This is a genomic window from Thermoactinomyces sp. CICC 10735 (genome assembly GCF_016055175.1).
GTDB lineage: Bacteria > Bacillota > Bacilli > Thermoactinomycetales > Thermoactinomycetaceae > Thermoactinomyces > Thermoactinomyces vulgaris.
This window is the reverse complement of sequence record NZ_JAECVT010000005.1, coordinates 17981-35451: the sequence shown is the minus strand read 5'-3', so window position 1 is coordinate 35451 and position 17471 is coordinate 17981. Positions and strand designations below refer to the sequence as shown.

Sequence of the window (17471 nt, the reverse complement as noted above, 5' to 3'; positions counted from 1 at the left end):
AATTTGCCGACATGAAAGGAGAAATTTCCGATGGCCCGTGAATTCTCCTTAAAAAATACACGTAATATTGGAATCATGGCTCACATTGATGCGGGTAAAACAACGACCACCGAGCGGATCCTGTTCTATACCGGGCGTGTGCACAAAATCGGGGAAACCCATGAAGGTGCCGCCACGATGGACTGGATGGAACAGGAGCAGGAACGCGGAATCACCATTACTTCCGCCGCAACCACGGCTCAGTGGAAAGGACATCGGATTAACATCATCGATACTCCGGGTCACGTTGATTTTACCGTGGAAGTTGAGCGTTCACTGCGTGTATTGGATGGAGCTGTAGGGGTTTTTTGTGCGAAAGGTGGCGTTGAGCCGCAATCCGAAACGGTATGGCGTCAGGCTGACACCTATGGCGTTCCGCGCATTGCTTACGTAAACAAAATGGATATCATCGGTGCTGACTTCTACGGTGCCGTGGAACAAATGCGTGAACGTTTGAACGCCAATGCCGTTCCGATTCAGTTGCCGATCGGCGCTGAAGACACGTTTGAAGGCATCATTGACCTCATCAACATGAAAGCGATCTTTTACCTCGATGACTTGGGAACCCGGTCCGAGGCCCGCGACATTCCCGAAGAGTATAAGGAAAAAGCGGAAGAATACCGCACGGCATTGGTGGAAGCGGTCGCTGAGTTGGATGAAGAGTTGATGATGAAGTACCTCGAAGGGGAAGAATTGACCGTTGATGAAATCAAAGCGGCACTCCGCAAAGGAACATGTAACGTAGAAATCACACCGGTTCTTTGCGGTTCTTCCTACAAAAACAAAGGGGTTCAATTGTTGCTGGATGCTGTCGTGGATTATTTGCCGTCCCCGCTCGACGTGCCGGACATCCAAGGAACATTGCCGGATGGCACCGAAGCCACCCGCAAATCCGGGGATGACGAGCCGTTTGCAGCGTTGGCGTTCAAAGTCATGACAGATCCGTATGTAGGAAAATTGACGTTCTTCCGTGTGTATTCCGGTACATTGGAATCCGGTTCCTATGTACTGAACTCAACCAAAGGAAAACGTGAACGCATCGGTCGTATCCTGCAAATGCACGCAAACCACCGTGAAGAGATCAGCACCGTTTATTCCGGTGACATCGCTGCAGGGGTGGGACTCAAAGACACCACCACCGGTGAAACCCTGTGCGATGAAAAACACCCCATCATCCTGGAATCGTTGGAATTCCCGGAACCGGTGATCCACATTGCCATTGAACCGAAGTCCAAAAGCGACCAGGATAAAATGGCAGTGGCTCTTTCCAAACTGGCTGAAGAAGACCCGACCTTCAAAACGAGAATGGATGAAGAAACGGGTCAAACCATCATCAGCGGAATGGGAGAGCTTCACCTGGACATCATCGTTGACCGCCTGAAACGCGAATTCAAAGTGGAAGCGAATGTGGGTGCACCTCAGGTTGCCTACAAAGAAACCTTCCGTTCTTCCGCAAAAGTGGAAGGAAAATTCGTGCGTCAGTCCGGTGGACGCGGTCAATACGGTCACGTATGGATCGAATTCGAGCCGCTGGAAGAAGGCGCCGGCTTCGAATTTGTCAACAAAATTGTCGGTGGGGTTGTACCGAAAGAATACATCCCGGCCGTACAAAACGGAATCGAAGAAGCCATGCAAAACGGTGTGTTGGCGGGTTATCCGTTGGTGGACATCCGTGCGACACTCTTCGACGGATCTTACCACGATGTGGACTCGTCAGAAATGGCCTTTAAAATCGCAGGTTCCATGGCGTTGAAAGCAGCCAAGGACAAATGTAACCCGGTTCTCCTCGAACCTATCATGAAAGTGGAAGTCGTGGTTCCGGAGGAATACATGGGAGATGTCATGGGTGACATCAACTCGCGCCGCGGACGTGTGGAAGGAATGGAATCCCGTTCCGGAGGCCAAGTCATCCGTGCGATGGTTCCGCTTGCCGAGATGTTCGGTTACGTAAACACGTTGCGTTCCCGCACGCAAGGACGCGGTGTCTTCACAATGGTGTTTGACCATTATGAAGAAGTGCCGAAAAACATCGCGGATGAAATTGTCAAAAAAGCAACTGGCGCTTAATGGCAAACCCTGCTAAACTACCTGGAGAAGCGGAAAAATGTCCGCTTCCCTGATTCCAATAAATCTATTAAAATATTACTGATTCCTAAGTAAAGGGAGGATTATTCGATATGTCTAAAGCCAAATTCGAGCGTACAAAACCGCACGTAAATATCGGAACAATCGGTCACGTTGACCATGGTAAGACCACTTTGACCGCTGCAATCACAACCGTTCTTTCTCAAACCGGTGGTGCTGAAGCACAAGCTTACGATCAAATCGACAAAGCTCCGGAAGAAAGAGAACGTGGAATCACCATCTCCACCGCTCACGTTGAGTACGAAACCGAAAACCGTCACTATGCTCACGTTGACTGCCCGGGTCACGCTGACTACGTGAAAAACATGATCACGGGTGCTGCCCAAATGGACGGAGCCATCCTGGTTGTTTCCGCAGCTGACGGTCCGATGCCGCAAACCCGTGAGCACATCTTGCTGTCCCGCCAAGTGGGTGTTCCGTACATCGTTGTATTCTTGAACAAATGCGACATGGTGGACGACGAAGAGCTTCTCGAGCTTGTTGAAATGGAAGTTCGCGAGTTGCTCAGCGAGTACGAGTTCCCGGGAGATGACATTCCGGTTGTCCGCGGTTCTGCATTGAAAGCTCTGGAAAATCCGACCGGAGAAGATGCTCAACCGATTCTCGAACTCATGAAAGCCGTCGACGAATATGTTCCGACTCCGGAACGCGACACCGACAAAACCTTCTTGATGCCTGTGGAAGATGTGTTCACCATCACCGGTCGTGGTACCGTTGCTACCGGTCGTGTAGAGCGTGGTGTTCTGAACACAGGTGACGAAGTGGAAATCGTTGGTTTGGATGAAACCCGCAAAACGGTTGTAACCGGAATTGAAATGTTCCGTAAGTTGCTCGACAGCGCTGAAGCTGGTGACAACATCGGTGCATTGTTGCGTGGTATTGACCGCAAAGAAATCCAACGTGGTCAAGTTCTCGCAAAACCGGGAAGCGTAAACCCGCACACCAAATTTAAAGCACAAGTTTATGTATTGTCCAAAGAAGAAGGTGGACGTCATACCCCGTTCTTCTCCAACTATCGTCCGCAATTCTACTTCCGCACCACGGACGTAACCGGTGTTATCAAACTGCCGGAAGGCGTTGAAATGTGCATGCCTGGTGACAACGTGGAAATGGAAGTTGAACTCATTGCACCGATTGCTATTGAAGATGGTACCCGCTTCGCTATCCGTGAAGGTGGACGTACCGTTGGTGCAGGTGCCGTTACCCAAATCATTGAGTAATATCAATGGTGGATTTGGCACAACCGCTGCCTGAAATCAGGCAGCGGTTTTTTTATGGCCGAAAACCACGGATGTGCGGCTCCTTGCTTTGGAATGTGCGGTGGAATGGTTGCTTGGGGCATCGATGGAGGCGGATGCGGTTTTAAACGGGACGGGTACACCATCATCCGGTATGCAAGTTTTTTTCTTCAGGGTGGATATAGTATAGTAAATTCAATACGCATGCATCCAGCCTGAAAAGGCAGAGAGGCGGAGAGGAGTGTGAAGGGTGAATGAATATTTCGCCAACGGTCGTTTCGGTCCGAAAGGTTGAAATCGGGGGCGGACAGCCATGTATTTGTGTCCCAGTGGTCGGCAAAGATGCGGATGAGATCCTGAAGCAGACAAGGGAACTTTGTCGGAAAAAGCCGGATTTGATCGAGTGGAGGGCGGACTTTTTTCAAGAGATCAGCGATCCGGAAAAGGTGTTGGATGTTGTTCAGCACATGAGGGGGATGATCGGGGAGATTCCGCTTTTGTTCACGATTCGCTCCGAAAAAGAAGGGGGGCAACCCATCCCATTGACGGATTCAGAAAAAATCAGCCTGATGAAGCGGGTCTGTCAAACCCGTCAGGTGGATCTGATTGACCACGAGTTGTGGGATGAGCGGAACATCCCGGTTATCCGCAACGTTTCCAAAGAGTACGGGGTCCGCTTGATTTTGTCTTTCCATGATTTTGCTCAGACTCCATCAAAAGAAGTGCTGGTTGATAAAATCTTAAAAGCCGGGGAGTTCGGGGCGGATATTGCCAAAGTGGCCGTGATGCCCGTCACTTTCAAGGATGTGATCGTTTTAATGGGAGCAACCGAAGAAGCGCGGCATCATGTGCGAATTCCCTTAATCACCATGTCGATGGGCGGATTGGGGACGATGACCCGGCTGGCGGGTTGGCAATACGGGTCCGCCGTCACGTTTGCCGCCGGATCGCGATGTTCTGCTCCGGGACAAATGCCGGTTGAAGAGGTCCAAAATCTGTTGCCGGTCATTCGAAAGTATACCTGGGGCGAAGATTGACACGGTTTGCGGGTGCGCTTTATACTCTTAGTTAATTAAAAGGGCCTGGATGGAAGAGATTGGATGGAATCCGGAAAACTGTGCCGATCTTTCTTCTGACGGGTTCAGCACTGGCGGGAAAAGGGTGAAAGCGGAGATGAAGGAACCGGATGGTCTTTCGTGTCAGGAGCGAAATCTTGTGCTGATTGGTTTTATGGGAGCGGGAAAAACAACGGTCGGGAAGCAGGTGGCTGGGAGGTTGGGCTTTGATTTTGTGGATACGGATCGGGAATTGGAAAAAGTGCTTCACATGTCTGTCCCGCAAATTTTTGCCCGCAAAGGGGAAGCCTGGTTCCGGCGGCAGGAACGGAATCTGATCGTCAGGTTGTGTGCGGGGGAGCAAAGGAAGGTGCTTTCCCTTGGCGGCGGTGCGTATTTGCAGGAAGAGGTGCGCCGTGTCTGCCTGGAACACGGCCTGGTCGTTTTCCTCGATGTATCCTGGGAATATTGGAAAAAGGAACGTTATCCGCGGATCCGTGACAACCGGCCGGTTTTGCAAAACAAAACGATGGAAGAGATCAAAGGGTTGTTTTTTGAAAGAAGGCGTCAGTATGTATTAAGTCATGCAAGCATTGCCATCACGAACCGGAAAGACGCCGAGCAAGCCGCCGGCCGGATTGCGGCATTTCTCCGTCGTGCACGGGAATCGGAAAAAGCCAAACCGTGACGCCCGGCAGGAAATTGCCATATGGTTCCCGTACTCTTTTATTCCGGGACTTTTTCATCAAAAATGGGACAATGGCTCCCCGATGCAATCAAAACAAGAAAAAAACTTGCATATCTATTGTTTTTTCTTTATAATCGTGAATGTTGTCATGAACGCGATGAAGCGAAAGGTTGCCGACACACCCGGCCCCTTTGCCATGGCCGGGCGGGAAATTTTCGTGGAGAAGTTCATTTTCAAAATGGGCGAGAAGGAGGGGTAAAGATGGCAAAACAAAAGATTCGCATTCGGTTGAAAGCTTACGATCACCGCATTTTGGACCAATCTGCGGTAAAAATCGTGGATACCGCCAAGCGGACAGGCGCCAGTGTTTCCGGCCCGATCCCGCTTCCGACGGAAAAATCGGTTTATACGATTTTGCGCGCGGTTCACAAATACAAAGATTCTCGTGAGCAATTCGAAATGCGCACTCATAAACGTCTCATTGACATCATGAATCCAACTCAGCAAACAGTGGATGCGTTGATGAGATTGGATCTTCCGTCTGGTGTCGATATCGAAATCAAATTGTAATCTCTGATTCTGTAATGGCAGGAGGTGTGCAAAGTGAAAGGGATTCTCGGTAGAAAAGTCGGGATGACTCAGGTCTTCAATGAAGACGGAGTGGTCACTCCGGTTACGGTGGTTGAAGCAGGTCCCTGTGTCGTGTTGCAGAAAAAAGAAGTCGCAACCGACGGATACGAGGCCGTTCAACTCGGTTTTGACGAAAAGAAAGAACATCGTGCAAACAAGCCGGAACTCGGTCATGCGAAAAAAGCCGGCGTCAAACCCCAAAAATTCATCAAAGAGATTCGCGGTGTGAATTTGGATGAGTATGAATTGGGAAGCACCATCAAAGCGGATATTTTCTCCGAAGGGGACATCGTGGATGTCACAGGTACATCCAAAGGGAAAGGATTTGCCGGTGCCATTAAACGGCATAATCAATCTCGCGGTCCGATGAGCCACGGTTCCCGTTATCATCGCAGACCCGGTTCTTTGGGTGCGGTTGGTCCGAGCCGTGTGTTTAAAGGACAAACATTGCCCGGACGCATGGGCGGAGACAAGGTGACAACACAAAACCTGCAAGTGGTTCGTGTTGATGCCGAGAAAAATCTGCTCTTGATCAAAGGCGCCATTCCGGGACCGAAAAACGGTTATGTTGTGATCAAATCTGCTGTGAAAGCAGGCAATTGATTGAGTGAAGAAAGGAGGAGCATCCATGCCAAAGTTAACGGTCTTAGATATGAGCGGTAAGCAAGTCGGGGACATTGAGCTTTCTGAAAGTGTTTTTGGCATCACCCCGAATGAAGCTGTGTTGCACGAAGCCGTTGTCATGCAACAAGCATCCTTGCGCCGCGGTACCCATGCAACCAAAAATCGTGCGGCTGTGAGCGGTGGCGGCAAAAAACCTTGGAGACAAAAAGGAACCGGACGCGCACGTCACGGCAGCATTCGTTCCCCGTTGTGGGTTGGCGGTGGCACCGTGTTTGGTCCGCAACCACGGAGCTATGCATACAAATTGCCGAAAAAAGTACGGCGACTCGCCATCAAATCGGCGCTTTCTTCCAAAGTGAACGACAGCGAGCTGATCGTTCTGGATGAATTGAAAATGGAACAGCCCAAAACCCGTGAGATGGTTCAAGTCCTCAAAAACCTGGGTGTGGATCGCAAAGCGTTGATCGTTGCAGATCAAGTGGAAGAAAATGCAGAGCTGTCCGCCCGTAACATTCCGGGAGTGAAAGTGATCCCGGCTGAAGGCTTGAATGTTCTTGATGTGCTTTATCATGACAAACTCATTCTCACCCGCGGGGCTGTGAATCGCATTGAGGAGGTGTTTGGCCAGTGAAAAACCCACGTGACATTATTCGTCGACCGGTCATCACCGAAGAGTCCACAGACCTGATGGAAGAAAAGAAATATGTATTTGAAGTGGATCCTCGCGCAAACAAAGTGGAAGTGAAAAAAGCGATCGAAGAGATCTTCGGCGTGAAAGTGGATAAAGTAAACACGATGCGCGTAAAAGGAAAAGTGAAACGTTACGGTCGTTACAGCGGTCGCAGACCCGAACGGAAAAAAGCGATTGTAACGCTCACGGAAGACAGCAAGGCCATCGAAGTATTCGAGGTTTGATTTTAAGCAAGAAGGAGGGAAAGAGCAGTGGCTATTAAATCTTTTAAGCCAACGACCCCGTCCCGTCGTCATATGACCGTTTCGGCATTTGATGAGATTACGACGGATAAGCCGGAAAAGTCATTGGTTGTTCCGCTGGTGAGAAAAGCCGGCCGCAACAATCAAGGGAAATTAACGGTCCGCCATCAAGGTGGGGGACATAAACGGAAATACCGTATCATTGACTTTAAACGTGATAAAGATGGCATTCCTGGCAAAGTTGCCACAATCGAGTACGACCCGAACCGTTCTGCAAACATTGCACTGATCCATTATAAAGATGGTGAAAAACGCTACATCCTGGCACCGCACGGGTTGAAAGTCGGAATGACCGTGGTTTCCGGTCCGGATGCGGACATTCGTGTCGGAAACGCCTTGCCGCTGAAAAACATCCCGGTGGGTACGGTGATTCACAACATCGAAATGAAACCGGGCCGCGGCGGTCAATTGGTGCGTGCTGCAGGTGCTTCTGCACAATTGCTCGGAAAAGAAGGAAAATATGCGATCATTCGCCTGACTTCCGGTGAAACCCGGATGATCCTTCTCACCTGTCGTGCAACGATTGGTCAAGTAGGAAACATTGATCATGAATTGATCCGTGTGGGTAAAGCCGGACGTTCTCGTTGGATGGGTAAACGGCCGACGGTTCGCGGTTCGGTGATGAACCCGGTGGATCACCCGCATGGTGGTGGGGAAGGTCGTGCACCGATCGGACGCAAATCTCCGGTTACACCGTGGGGGAAACCGACGCTGGGTTACAAAACCCGCAAGAAAAACAAGCAGTCTGACAAATATATTATTCGTCGCCGTAAAAGTAAATAAAGGCTGTGAAATAGCCTCACTCGAAGGGAGGTCGAACTTATGGGCCGCAGCTTGAAAAAAGGGCCATTTGCCGATGCACATCTTTTGAAAAAAGTGGAAGAACTGAACAAAAAAGACGAAAAACGTGTGATCAAAACATGGTCTCGTCGTTCCACCATTTTCCCCGAATTTGTGGGTCATACGTTTGCTGTGCATGACGGGCGCAAACATGTGCCGGTTTATGTGACAGAAGACATGGTGGGCCACAAATTGGGTGAATTCGTACCGACCCGGACCTTCAGAGGGCATGCCGGTGATGACAAGAAAACGAAAAGACGGTAGAGGTTTCGGTTAAGAGAGGAGGTTAAATGATGAAAGCAAAAGCAGTTGCTCGTTACGTGCGGATCACTCCCCGTAAAGCACGTCTGGTGATTGACTTGATTCGCGGCAAATCTGTAGAAGAGGCACTTGCCATTTTACGCTTTACTCCTCGTGCCGCCTCTCCGATTATTGAGAAAGTGTTGAATTCCGCCGTAGCGAATGCGGAGCATAACTACAATATGGACACCAATCGTCTTTATGTAGAGCAAGCTTTCGTAGATGAGGGGCCGACGATGAAGCGTTACATTGCACGTGCTCGGGGTGGCGCGGGCCGTATCAACAAACGCACAAGCCACATTACGGTAGTTGTTTCTGAAAAAGAATGATTGAATAAGGAGGGATGAAGCTTTGGGTCAAAAGGTAAATCCGGTGGGTCTGCGTGTCGGCGTGATCCGCGACTGGGAATCCAAATGGTATGCGGATAAAGACTATGCAGATCTCTTGCACGAAGACATTCGAGTCCGTGAGTATATCAAAAAACGCCTGAAAGATGCAGCGGTGTCTGGAATTGAGATTGAACGTGCTGCAAATCGCATTAACATTACCCTTCATACCGCGAAACCCGGAATGGTGATCGGTAAAGGTGGAGCTGAGGTGGAAGCACTTCGTCAGGCTCTCACAAAATTGACCGGCAAGAAAGTTCACATCAATATCAGCGAAGTGAAAAACCCGGAGCTTGATGCATATCTGGTAGCTGAAAACATTGCACAACAACTGGAACGCCGTGTTTCGTTCCGTCGTGCGATGAAGCAAGCCATTCAGCGTTCGGTTCGTGCTGGTGCAAAAGGGGTTCGCACTTTGGTGAGCGGCCGTCTTGGCGGTGCAGACATTGCACGCAGTGAAGGTTACAGCGAAGGAACGGTTCCGCTTCACACATTGCGTGCAGATATTGACTACGGTTTTGCCGAAGCACACACCACATACGGCCGGATTGGTGTGAAGGTATGGATTTATCGTGGCGAAGTTTTGCCGCAAAAAAATAAAGAAGGAGCAGCGGAAGGAGGCGAGTAACCTATGCTGATGCCAAAACGCGTGAAATTCCGCCGTCCACATCGCCCCAGTTTGAAAGGGAGGGCAAAAGGCGGTACGGAAGTCGCTTTCGGTGAATATGGTTTACAAGCGCTTGAACCGGCTTGGATCACCAACCGTCAAATCGAAGCTGCCCGTATTGCCATGACCCGTTACATGAAACGTGGCGGGAAAGTGTGGATTAAAATTTTCCCGGATCAACCGATCACTCAAAAACCCCTCGAAGTACGGATGGGAAGCGGGAAAGGTTCGCCCGAAAAGTGGGTGGCGGTTGTGAAACCTGGCAAAGTGATGTTTGAAGTAGCAGGGGTTCCGGAAGAAGTGGCCCGTGAAGCGATTCGTCTTGCAGCTCACAAACTTCCGATCAAAACCAAATTTGTAAAACGTGAAGAAGCGGGTGGTAACGAATGAAAGCAAAAGAGCTGATTGAATTGACCACCGCCGAAATCGAGCAAAAGCTCGCACAGTACAAAGAAGAGCTGTTTAACCTCCGCTTCCAATCGGCAACCGGTCAATTGGAAAACCCGGCCCGGTTGCGTCAGGTTCGCAAGGATATTGCCCGTTGTAAAACCGTGTTACGGGAGCGCGAACTAGGGATTGAAAGGAGGAAACAGGGATGAACGAGCGCACAAGTCGCCGTAAAGTACGTGTCGGCAAAGTGGTCAGCGATAAAATGGATAAAACGATCGTCGTCGCTGTTGAAACCTACAAAAAGCATCCGTTGTACGGGAAGCGCGTGAAATACACCAAAAAGTTCAAAGCGCATGATGAAGAAAACCGTGCAAAAGTCGGGGATGTTGTACGAATCATGGAAACACGTCCGCTTTCAAAAGATAAGCGCTGGCGTTTGGTTGAAATCGTTGAAGAAGCAGTGATTGTTTAATGACAAGCGCATGATTGAAGCGGGAAGGAGGGAATGTCATGATTCAACCTCAAACACGTTTGCGTGTGGCAGATAACTCTGGTGCGAAGGAAGTAATGTGCATTCGTGTACTTGGTGGATCGAAAAAAGCATCGGCCGGTATCGGTGATGTGATTGTGGCTTCTGTAAAACAAGCTACACCCGGTGGCGTTGTCAAGAAAGGGGATGTCGTGAAGTGCGTGGTGGTACGCACGGTCCGTTCCGTACGTCGTCCGGACGGTTCTTACATCCGTTTTGACGAAAACGCCGCGGTTGTGATCAAAGATGATAAAAGCCCTCGCGGTACACGGATTTTTGGACCCGTTGCCCGTGAGCTGCGTGACCGCGACTTCATGAAAATCATCTCTTTAGCACCGGAAGTACTCTAAGGATTTCATGAAGATGAAAACAGAACACTTCTGCAGGTAAGGAGGTGCCCGGTATGCACATCAAAAAGGGTGATATGGTCATTGTGATGCGAGGTAAAGAAGCTCCGTACTTCGCAGATGGCAAAAAAGTTTACACTCGCGGCCGTGTGATTAAAGCAATGCCGAAAGAAAACCGTGTGCTGGTTGAAGGTGTCAACATGGTCAAAAAGCACACTCGCCCGACCCAAGCCAATCCACAAGGCGGGATCGTTGAACAGGAAGCACCGATTCATGTGTCCAATGTGATGATCGAAGATCCGAAAACCAAAGAGCCGACCCGTGTCGGTTACAAGTTTGTGGAAGGCAAAAACGGCGAGAAGAAAAAAGTGCGCTATGCGAAAAAATCGGGAGAAATTCTTGACAAGTAATGTTTGATGAAGGGAGGTTAACCCTGATGGCAGCACGCTTGAAAGAGCACTATATCAATGAGGTAACTCCTGCCCTCATGAAAAAATTCGGATACAAATCAACCATGCAATTACCCAAAGTGGAAAAAGTCGTAATCAACATGGGTGTGGGTGAAGCTGTACAAAACTCCAAAGCTTTGGACGGTGCAGTGGAAGACCTCACATTGATTTCCGGTCAAAAGCCTGTTGTGACACGGGCGAAAAAATCAATTGCCGGATTTAAACTCCGTGAAGGAATGCCCATTGGTGCAAAAGTAACGCTTCGTGGTGAACGGATGTATCATTTCCTTGACAAACTGATCAATGTGGCTCTGCCACGGGTTCGCGATTTCCGCGGGGTGTCTCCGAAATCCTTTGACGGACGCGGAAACTACACCCTCGGTTTGAAAGAGCAATTGATTTTCCCGGAAATCTCTTACGACAAAGTGGACAAAGTTCGTGGAATGGATGTCGTGATCGTGACGACAGCCGATACGGATGAAGAAGCGCGTGAAATGTTGGCATTGATGGGAATGCCTTTTCGCAAATAACGGGACGGCAAAACTTTGAAGGGAGGGAATCACTTGGCCAAAAAATCGATGATCGTGAAGTCGAAACGCAAACCGAAATTCAAAGTTCGTGCTTATACGCGCTGTGAACGTTGCGGTCGCCCGCATTCGGTGATGCGTAAGTTCCGTCTGTGTCGTATTTGCTTCCGAGAATTGGCCTACAAAGGGCAGATTCCCGGCGTGAAAAAAGCAAGTTGGTAATAGGATAGGAAGGAGGGTTTCACATGGTGATGACAGACCCGATTGCAGATATGCTGACAAGAATTCGGAATGCCAATATGGTTCGTCATGAAAGTGTTGAGTTTCCGGCATCCCGTATGAAACGGGAAATCGCCGAGATCTTGAAACGTGAAGGTTTTATCCGCGACGCGGAATATATCGAAGACAACAAACAAGGCATTATTCGGATTTTCTTGAAGTACGGACCAAACAATGAAAAAGTGATTACCGGATTGAAACGGATCAGCAAACCCGGGTTGCGCGTTTATGTAAAAGCCAATGAAATTCCGCGTGTTTTGCGTGGCTTGGGCATCGCTCTTTTGTCCACCAGCAAAGGGATTTTGACGGACAAAGAAGCCCGTGAGCAAAAAGTCGGCGGAGAAGTCATTGCATATATCTGGTAATTGGTTTACGGATGGAGGTGAATGTGATGTCTCGTATCGGGAAAAAACCGATTGAAATCCCAAACGGGGTTGAAGTAAACGTTGAAGGGAACAAGGTTACCGTGAAAGGCCCGAAAGGCACCTTGTCCCGTGACTTCCATTCCGATATCAGCATCAAGGTGGAAGAGAATCAAGTCGTGGTGGAACGTCCGAACGACCATCGGACCTACCGTGCTTTACACGGAACCACCCGCAGCTTGATCGCCGGAATGGTGGAAGGCGTAAGCAAAGGATTCTCCAAAACTCTTGAGTTGGTTGGTGTCGGTTATCGGGCTCAGAAAAAAGGAAACAAACTGGTCTTAAACGTCGGTTATTCTCATCCGGTGGAGATTACTCCGATGGATGGAATCGAGATTGACGTCCCTTCCCAAACACAAGTCGTAGTCAAAGGGATCGACAAACAAGTTGTTGGTGAAATGGCCGCCAACATCCGGAAAGTCCGTGTGCCTGAGCCTTACAAAGGCAAAGGAATCAAGTACAGCGATGAAGTGATTCGTCGTAAGGAAGGGAAAACCGGGAAGTAAACCGTAGCATGATCAAGAAGGGAGTGAACTAGACCGTGATTCGTAAAGTAAGTCGTAACGAGAGACGGAAAAAACGCCATTTGCGTGTTCGCAACAAAGTGTTTGGTACCGCTGAGCGTCCTCGTTTGAATGTTTTCCGTTCTTCCAAAAACATTTACGCTCAATTGATTGATGACATGGCCGGACACACATTGGCAGCTGCTTCGACCTTGGATAAAGAAATCAAAGAAAAAGGTGTCAATGGCGGAACAGTGGATGCGGCACGCGAAGTCGGCAAATTGATTGCGAAACGAGCTGCGGACAAAGGATTCAATAAAGTGGTTTTTGATCGCGGTGGATACATCTATCATGGTCGTGTGAAAGCTTTGGCTGAAGGAGCACGGGAAGGAGGTCTGGACTTTTGAGCAAACAAGAAAAGCCGCGCAAAAGAGATGCTGCGCAATCAGAGTTTATCGAAAAAGTGGTTAGCATTAACCGTGTGGCAAAAGTTGTAAAAGGCGGACGTCGCTTCAGTTTCAGCGCTCTTGTCGTTGTCGGCGACGGCAAAGGCAAAGTTGGCGCAGGGATCGGAAAAGCGGCTGAAGTACCGGAAGCGATTCGCAAAGGAATTGAGAATGCGAAAAAGAATATGATTCGTGTGCCCCTTTTGGGAAGCACGATTCCGCACGAAATGATCGGCCGTTTTGGTGCCGGGAAAGTTCTTTTGAAGCCGGCATCGAAAGGTACCGGAGTTATTGCCGGAGGTCCTGTGCGTGACGTGTTGAATGCTGCGGGTGTTGGTGACATTCTGACAAAATCGACAGGTTCAAACAACCCGATCAATATGGTACGCGCTACACTGAATGGACTTGAAAACTTGAAACGTCCGGAAGACGTAGCAAAACTGCGCGGTAAAAGCGTAGAGGAACTGTTGGGATAAGGAGGGGATGACCATGGCTAAAAAACTGGCGATTACCCTCAAGCGCAGCATGATCGGCCGCCCGGAAAGCCAACGCGTAACCTTGCGTACGCTGGGTTTGAAAAAACGTGAACAAACCGTTACGCATCAAGACAATCCGGCGATTCGCGGGATGTTGAACAAGGTGCAACACCTGGTAGAAGTCAAAGAAATCAATGAGTGATTTTGGGATGACATGCTGAAGAGGAGGTGCGAGGGATGAAATTGCATGAATTAAAGCCAGCTACCGGCGCTCGTAAAGCGAAAAAACGCCTTGGACGTGGTATTGCAGCGGGTCAGGGAAAAACTTCGGGACGTGGTCAAAAAGGACAAAATGCACGTTCTGGTGGCGGTGTACGCCCTGGTTTTGAAGGGGGTCAAATGCCGATTTACCGCCGCTTGCCGAAACGCGGTTTTACAAACCCGAATCGTGTGGAATACGCGATCGTCAACTTGGACACGTTGAACCGTTTTGAAGAAGGAACCGTTGTGACACCGGAACTCTTGGTTAAAGAAGGCGTTGTTAAAAACCTGAAAAGCGGATTGAAAGTTCTTGGCAATGGCGAACTGGAGAAAAAGCTGACTGTAAAAGCTCACAAATTCTCTGCTTCAGCGCAGGAGAAAATTAACGCCGCTGGTGGAGCGACGGAGGTAATCTAATGATTCGGAACCTGGGCAATATCTTTAAGGTGGAAGATCTTCGTCGGCGTATTTTATATACTTTGATGATGTTAGTGATATTTCGGATCGGAAGTTTTATTCCGGTTCCGAACACTAACGCCGAGGCTCTCCAAATGTTGATGGATCAAGCACAAGGTGTTTTTGGTCTCATCAATGCGTTTTCCGGGGGAGCTTTCACGAACTTCTCCATTTTTGCGATGGGGATTATGCCCTACATCACTGCTTCGATCATTGTGCAACTTTTGACGATGGATGTCATTCCGGCCTTTGCACGATGGGCGAAGGAAGGTGAAGTGGGTCGCCGTAAATTGGCACAGTTTACCCGCTACTTTACGATTGTGTTGGGATTGATTCAATCCATCGGATTGTCCATTGGTTTCAACCGTTATATTACCGGCTTTATTGAAGACCAAAGCGTTTGGTCCTATGCTTTGATTTCTCTCACACTGACAGCGGGTACCGCATTTTTGATGTGGATGGGCGAACAAATCACGGAAAAAGGAATCGGAAATGGAATTTCCATTTTGATTTTTGCCGGAATTGTGGCTGCCATCCCGTCTCATGTGGGTGCGATTTACAACACATTGTTTGTTCAGGAAGACCAACTGTTCCTTGGAATTTTGAAAGCCGTTGGAATTTTGCTGGTCGTGATCCTGGTTGTGATCGGGGTCATTTACATTCAACAAGGTGTCCGCAGAATTCCGGTACAGTACACCAAACGGGTGGTTGGCCGTAAAATGTACGGCGGTCAGTCGACGCACATTCCGATGAAAATCAATGCAGCCGGCGTGATTCCGGTGATCTTTGCACTGGCTTTGCTCATGTTCCCGGTGACGATCGCCAGCTTCTGGCAAGGACATCCGGTTGCTGATTGGATTCAGGCCAATTTCACCTACACCCAATTTGGTTTGGGAATGGTTCTGTACGTCATCCTGATCATCGGATTCTCTTATTTTTACACTTTCGTGCAAATCAATCCGATTCAATTGGCTGATCAGATGAAGAAAAATGGCGGCTTTATTCCGGGGATCCGGCCTGGAAAAAACACTTCGACCTACCTGACCAAGGTGATGAATCGCTTAACCTTGACAGGTTCTGTGTTTTTGGCAGCCGTATCCATTTTGCCGATCTTTTTCATCAACTTTTCGGGTCTGCCCAGTACCGTTCAGATTGGTGGAACCTCGCTTCTCATCGTGGTCGGTGTGGCACTTGAAACGATGAAAACGATCGAAAGTCAGTTGATCAGACGCCATTATAAAGGGTTTATGCATAAATGAGCATTGTCCATCCCCCGGATTGATTTCCGGGGCTATGATATGGGCATGCAAATCCATTTTTCTCTGTAAGTGCGGACCAAACCCGTAGACAGTTGAACCGGGAGGGATATTGATGAATATTGTACTCATGGGCTTACCCGGGGCCGGGAAAGGGACGCAAGCAGCGCACATTATTGATGAGTTGAAGATCCCGCATATTTCGACCGGAGATATGTTCCGCCAGGCAGTGAAAGAGGAAACGCCGCTTGGCCTGGAGGCAAAAACTTACCTGGATCAGGGAAAATTGGTCCCTGATGAGGTGACGATCGGTATTGTGCGTGAACGTTTGGGCAAAGATGATTGTGCAAACGGATTTATGTTGGATGGCTTTCCCAGAACGGTTCCGCAAGCTGAAGCACTGGATGAATTGACGAAAGAGTTGAATCGTCCCATCGATTATGTGATTTATATTGATGTTGATGAGGAGGAACTCCTGAAACGTCTGACGGGTCGACGCATTTGCCGCGAGTGTGGCGCGACTTATCATGTCGTTTTTGCTCCGCCAAAAGTGGATGGAGTTTGTGACCGCTGCAACGGAGAACTTTACCAGCGGGATGATGACAAAATTGAGACAGTGAAAGAACGTCTCAAAATCAACATGGAGCAGATCCAAAAGTTACTGCGTTATTATGAATCAACTGGCAAACTTCATCGTGTCGATGGGAAGCAGCCGATCGAAGATGTAACCAAAGAGATTATGTCCGTGATTCGAGGGGCGAAGTCATGATTATCATCAAATCGGCCAATGAACTCGAACGCATGAGAGAAGCCGGAAAGATCGTATATTTGACTCATCAGGAGTTAAAAAAGGCCATTCAGCCCGGGATTACCACCAAAGAGCTTGACCGGCTGGCGGAAAAAGTGATTAGCGGATATGGTGCGACGCCTTCCTTTAAGGGGTATAATGGCTTTCCAGGCAGTATCTGCACATCCGTCAACGATGAGTTGGTACACGGGATTCCTGGAAACCGCGAATTAAAAGAAGGAGATATTATCTCTCTGGATATCGGTGCATGTTATGAAGGATATCACGGAGATTCGGCTTGGACTTATCCGGTTGGAAAGATCAGTCCGGAAGCGGAAAGATTGCTGAAGGTTACGGAAGAATCTTTATATAAAGGACTGGAGCAGGCCAAAGCCGGGGCCAGAGTGGGTGATATTTCGCATGCCATCCAGACCGTTGCTGAAGAAGCCGGTTTTTCCATCGTACGGGAGTATGTCGGGCATGGTGTGGGCCGGAACTTACATGAAGGTCCGAGCATCCCGAATTACGGGATTTCCGGAAAAGGCCCCCGTTTGAAATCCGGAATGACCATTGCGGTCGAGCCGATGGTCAACTATGGGAAACGGTTTGTCAAAACACTTTCTGACAATTGGACGGTCGTAACGGTGGATGGTTCTCTCTGCGCGCACTTTGAGCATACCATCGCGATCACAGATGACGGCTATGAGATTCTGACCAAAGCGTAATCCAGGTGAAGGG

28 protein-coding genes are annotated in these 17471 nt (G+C 49.1%); all 28 read left to right on the top strand.

Annotated features, from left to right (window positions below):
• The first annotated feature begins 30 nt into the window (after positions 1-30).
• The 28 genes from fusA (at position 31) to map (ending at position 17458) form a co-directional block, all read left to right on the top strand.
• Positions 31-2106 (top strand): elongation factor G, encoded by a 2076-nt coding sequence (gene fusA, locus I8U23_RS11815; RefSeq protein WP_198051078.1) that lies wholly within the window; start codon positions 31-33, stop codon positions 2104-2106.
• A 110-nt stretch (positions 2107-2216) separates the two neighbouring features.
• A complete protein-coding gene (gene tuf, locus I8U23_RS11810; protein ID WP_037997041.1) occupies positions 2217-3404 on the top strand; it encodes an elongation factor Tu in 1188 nt (395 codons plus the stop codon).
• 272 nt (positions 3405-3676) lie between these two features.
• A complete protein-coding gene (gene aroD / locus I8U23_RS11805) occupies positions 3677-4459 on the top strand; it encodes a type I 3-dehydroquinate dehydratase (protein WP_138614811.1) in 783 nt (260 codons plus the stop codon).
• Between the two features lie 136 nt (positions 4460-4595).
• Positions 4596-5165, top strand: coding sequence for a shikimate kinase (locus I8U23_RS11800; RefSeq protein ID WP_049720837.1), 570 nt, complete (start codon positions 4596-4598; stop codon positions 5163-5165).
• Positions 5166-5426: 261 nt separating this feature from the next.
• The gene (gene rpsJ, locus I8U23_RS11795; protein WP_037997048.1) at positions 5427-5735 is read left to right on the top strand and encodes a 30S ribosomal protein S10; all 309 of its coding nucleotides are present in this window, start codon (positions 5427-5429) and stop codon (positions 5733-5735) included.
• A 33-nt stretch (positions 5736-5768) separates the two neighbouring features.
• Positions 5769-6398 (top strand): 50S ribosomal protein L3, encoded by a 630-nt coding sequence (rplC, locus tag I8U23_RS11790; RefSeq protein ID WP_082240741.1) that lies wholly within the window; start codon positions 5769-5771, stop codon positions 6396-6398.
• A 25-nt stretch (positions 6399-6423) separates the two neighbouring features.
• Positions 6424-7050 (top strand): 50S ribosomal protein L4, encoded by a 627-nt coding sequence (gene rplD, locus I8U23_RS11785; protein ID WP_037997051.1) that lies wholly within the window; start codon positions 6424-6426, stop codon positions 7048-7050.
• On the top strand, positions 7047-7334 hold the full coding sequence (gene rplW / locus I8U23_RS11780; protein ID WP_037997053.1) for a 50S ribosomal protein L23: 288 nt from the start codon (positions 7047-7049) through the stop codon (positions 7332-7334). Before rplD ends, rplW begins: the two co-directional genes overlap by 4 nt.
• A 27-nt stretch (positions 7335-7361) precedes the next feature.
• A complete protein-coding gene (gene rplB, locus I8U23_RS11775) occupies positions 7362-8195 on the top strand; it encodes a 50S ribosomal protein L2 (protein ID WP_037997056.1) in 834 nt (277 codons plus the stop codon).
• Between the two features lie 39 nt (positions 8196-8234).
• The gene (rpsS, locus tag I8U23_RS11770; protein ID WP_037997058.1) at positions 8235-8516 is read left to right on the top strand and encodes a 30S ribosomal protein S19; all 282 of its coding nucleotides are present in this window, start codon (positions 8235-8237) and stop codon (positions 8514-8516) included.
• Positions 8517-8545: 29 nt separating this feature from the next.
• Positions 8546-8881, top strand: coding sequence for a 50S ribosomal protein L22 (gene rplV, locus I8U23_RS11765; protein ID WP_037997060.1), 336 nt, complete (start codon positions 8546-8548; stop codon positions 8879-8881).
• Positions 8882-8903: 22 nt separating this feature from the next.
• Positions 8904-9566, top strand: coding sequence for a 30S ribosomal protein S3 (gene rpsC, locus I8U23_RS11760; protein ID WP_037997062.1), 663 nt, complete (start codon positions 8904-8906; stop codon positions 9564-9566).
• A 3-nt stretch (positions 9567-9569) separates the two neighbouring features.
• Positions 9570-9995 (top strand): 50S ribosomal protein L16, encoded by a 426-nt coding sequence (rplP, locus tag I8U23_RS11755; protein ID WP_037997063.1) that lies wholly within the window; start codon positions 9570-9572, stop codon positions 9993-9995.
• Positions 9992-10204 (top strand): 50S ribosomal protein L29, encoded by a 213-nt coding sequence (gene rpmC, locus I8U23_RS11750; RefSeq protein ID WP_037997849.1) that lies wholly within the window; start codon positions 9992-9994, stop codon positions 10202-10204. Before rplP ends, rpmC begins: the two co-directional genes overlap by 4 nt.
• Positions 10201-10467 (top strand): 30S ribosomal protein S17, encoded by a 267-nt coding sequence (rpsQ, locus tag I8U23_RS11745; RefSeq protein WP_037997846.1) that lies wholly within the window; start codon positions 10201-10203, stop codon positions 10465-10467. Before rpmC ends, rpsQ begins: the two co-directional genes overlap by 4 nt.
• A 38-nt stretch (positions 10468-10505) precedes the next feature.
• Positions 10506-10874: a 50S ribosomal protein L14 gene (gene rplN / locus I8U23_RS11740; protein ID WP_037997843.1), complete on the top strand. Its 369-nt coding sequence runs from the start codon at positions 10506-10508 to the stop codon at positions 10872-10874.
• 53 nt (positions 10875-10927) lie between these two features.
• Positions 10928-11281, top strand: coding sequence for a 50S ribosomal protein L24 (gene rplX, locus I8U23_RS11735; protein ID WP_037997839.1), 354 nt, complete (start codon positions 10928-10930; stop codon positions 11279-11281).
• Positions 11282-11307: 26 nt separating this feature from the next.
• Entirely contained in the window at positions 11308-11850 is a 543-nt protein-coding gene (rplE, locus tag I8U23_RS11730; RefSeq protein ID WP_037997838.1) for a 50S ribosomal protein L5, read from the top strand.
• A 33-nt stretch (positions 11851-11883) separates the two neighbouring features.
• Entirely contained in the window at positions 11884-12069 is a 186-nt protein-coding gene (locus tag I8U23_RS11725; RefSeq protein WP_037997836.1) for a type Z 30S ribosomal protein S14, read from the top strand.
• A 23-nt stretch (positions 12070-12092) separates the two neighbouring features.
• Positions 12093-12491: a 30S ribosomal protein S8 gene (rpsH, locus tag I8U23_RS11720; protein ID WP_037997834.1), complete on the top strand. Its 399-nt coding sequence runs from the start codon at positions 12093-12095 to the stop codon at positions 12489-12491.
• Positions 12492-12517: 26 nt separating this feature from the next.
• Positions 12518-13054 carry a 50S ribosomal protein L6 gene (rplF, locus tag I8U23_RS11715; protein WP_037997831.1) on the top strand — a complete coding sequence of 179 codons (537 nt, stop codon included), beginning with the start codon at positions 12518-12520 and terminating at the stop codon, positions 13052-13054.
• A 35-nt stretch (positions 13055-13089) separates the two neighbouring features.
• Complete coding sequence (gene rplR / locus I8U23_RS11710) at positions 13090-13458, top strand: 50S ribosomal protein L18 (RefSeq protein WP_037997828.1); 369 nt, start codon at positions 13090-13092, stop codon at positions 13456-13458.
• A gap of 47 nt (positions 13459-13505) precedes the next feature.
• Positions 13506-13973, top strand: coding sequence for a 30S ribosomal protein S5 (rpsE, locus tag I8U23_RS11705; protein WP_121874459.1), 468 nt, complete (start codon positions 13506-13508; stop codon positions 13971-13973).
• A gap of 13 nt (positions 13974-13986) precedes the next feature.
• Positions 13987-14175 (top strand): 50S ribosomal protein L30, encoded by a 189-nt coding sequence (gene rpmD, locus I8U23_RS11700; RefSeq protein ID WP_037997822.1) that lies wholly within the window; start codon positions 13987-13989, stop codon positions 14173-14175.
• 35 nt (positions 14176-14210) lie between these two features.
• Entirely contained in the window at positions 14211-14651 is a 441-nt protein-coding gene (gene rplO, locus I8U23_RS11695; protein WP_037997821.1) for a 50S ribosomal protein L15, read from the top strand.
• Entirely contained in the window at positions 14651-15949 is a 1299-nt protein-coding gene (gene secY / locus I8U23_RS11690) for a preprotein translocase subunit SecY (RefSeq protein ID WP_037997819.1), read from the top strand. The genes rplO and secY overlap by 1 nt, the downstream gene beginning before the upstream one ends.
• A gap of 112 nt (positions 15950-16061) precedes the next feature.
• Complete coding sequence (locus I8U23_RS11685; RefSeq protein WP_037997815.1) at positions 16062-16715, top strand: adenylate kinase; 654 nt, start codon at positions 16062-16064, stop codon at positions 16713-16715.
• Positions 16712-17458 (top strand): type I methionyl aminopeptidase, encoded by a 747-nt coding sequence (gene map, locus I8U23_RS11680; protein WP_037997812.1) that lies wholly within the window; start codon positions 16712-16714, stop codon positions 17456-17458. Before I8U23_RS11685 ends, map begins: the two co-directional genes overlap by 4 nt.
• Positions 17459-17471 lie beyond the last annotated feature (13 nt).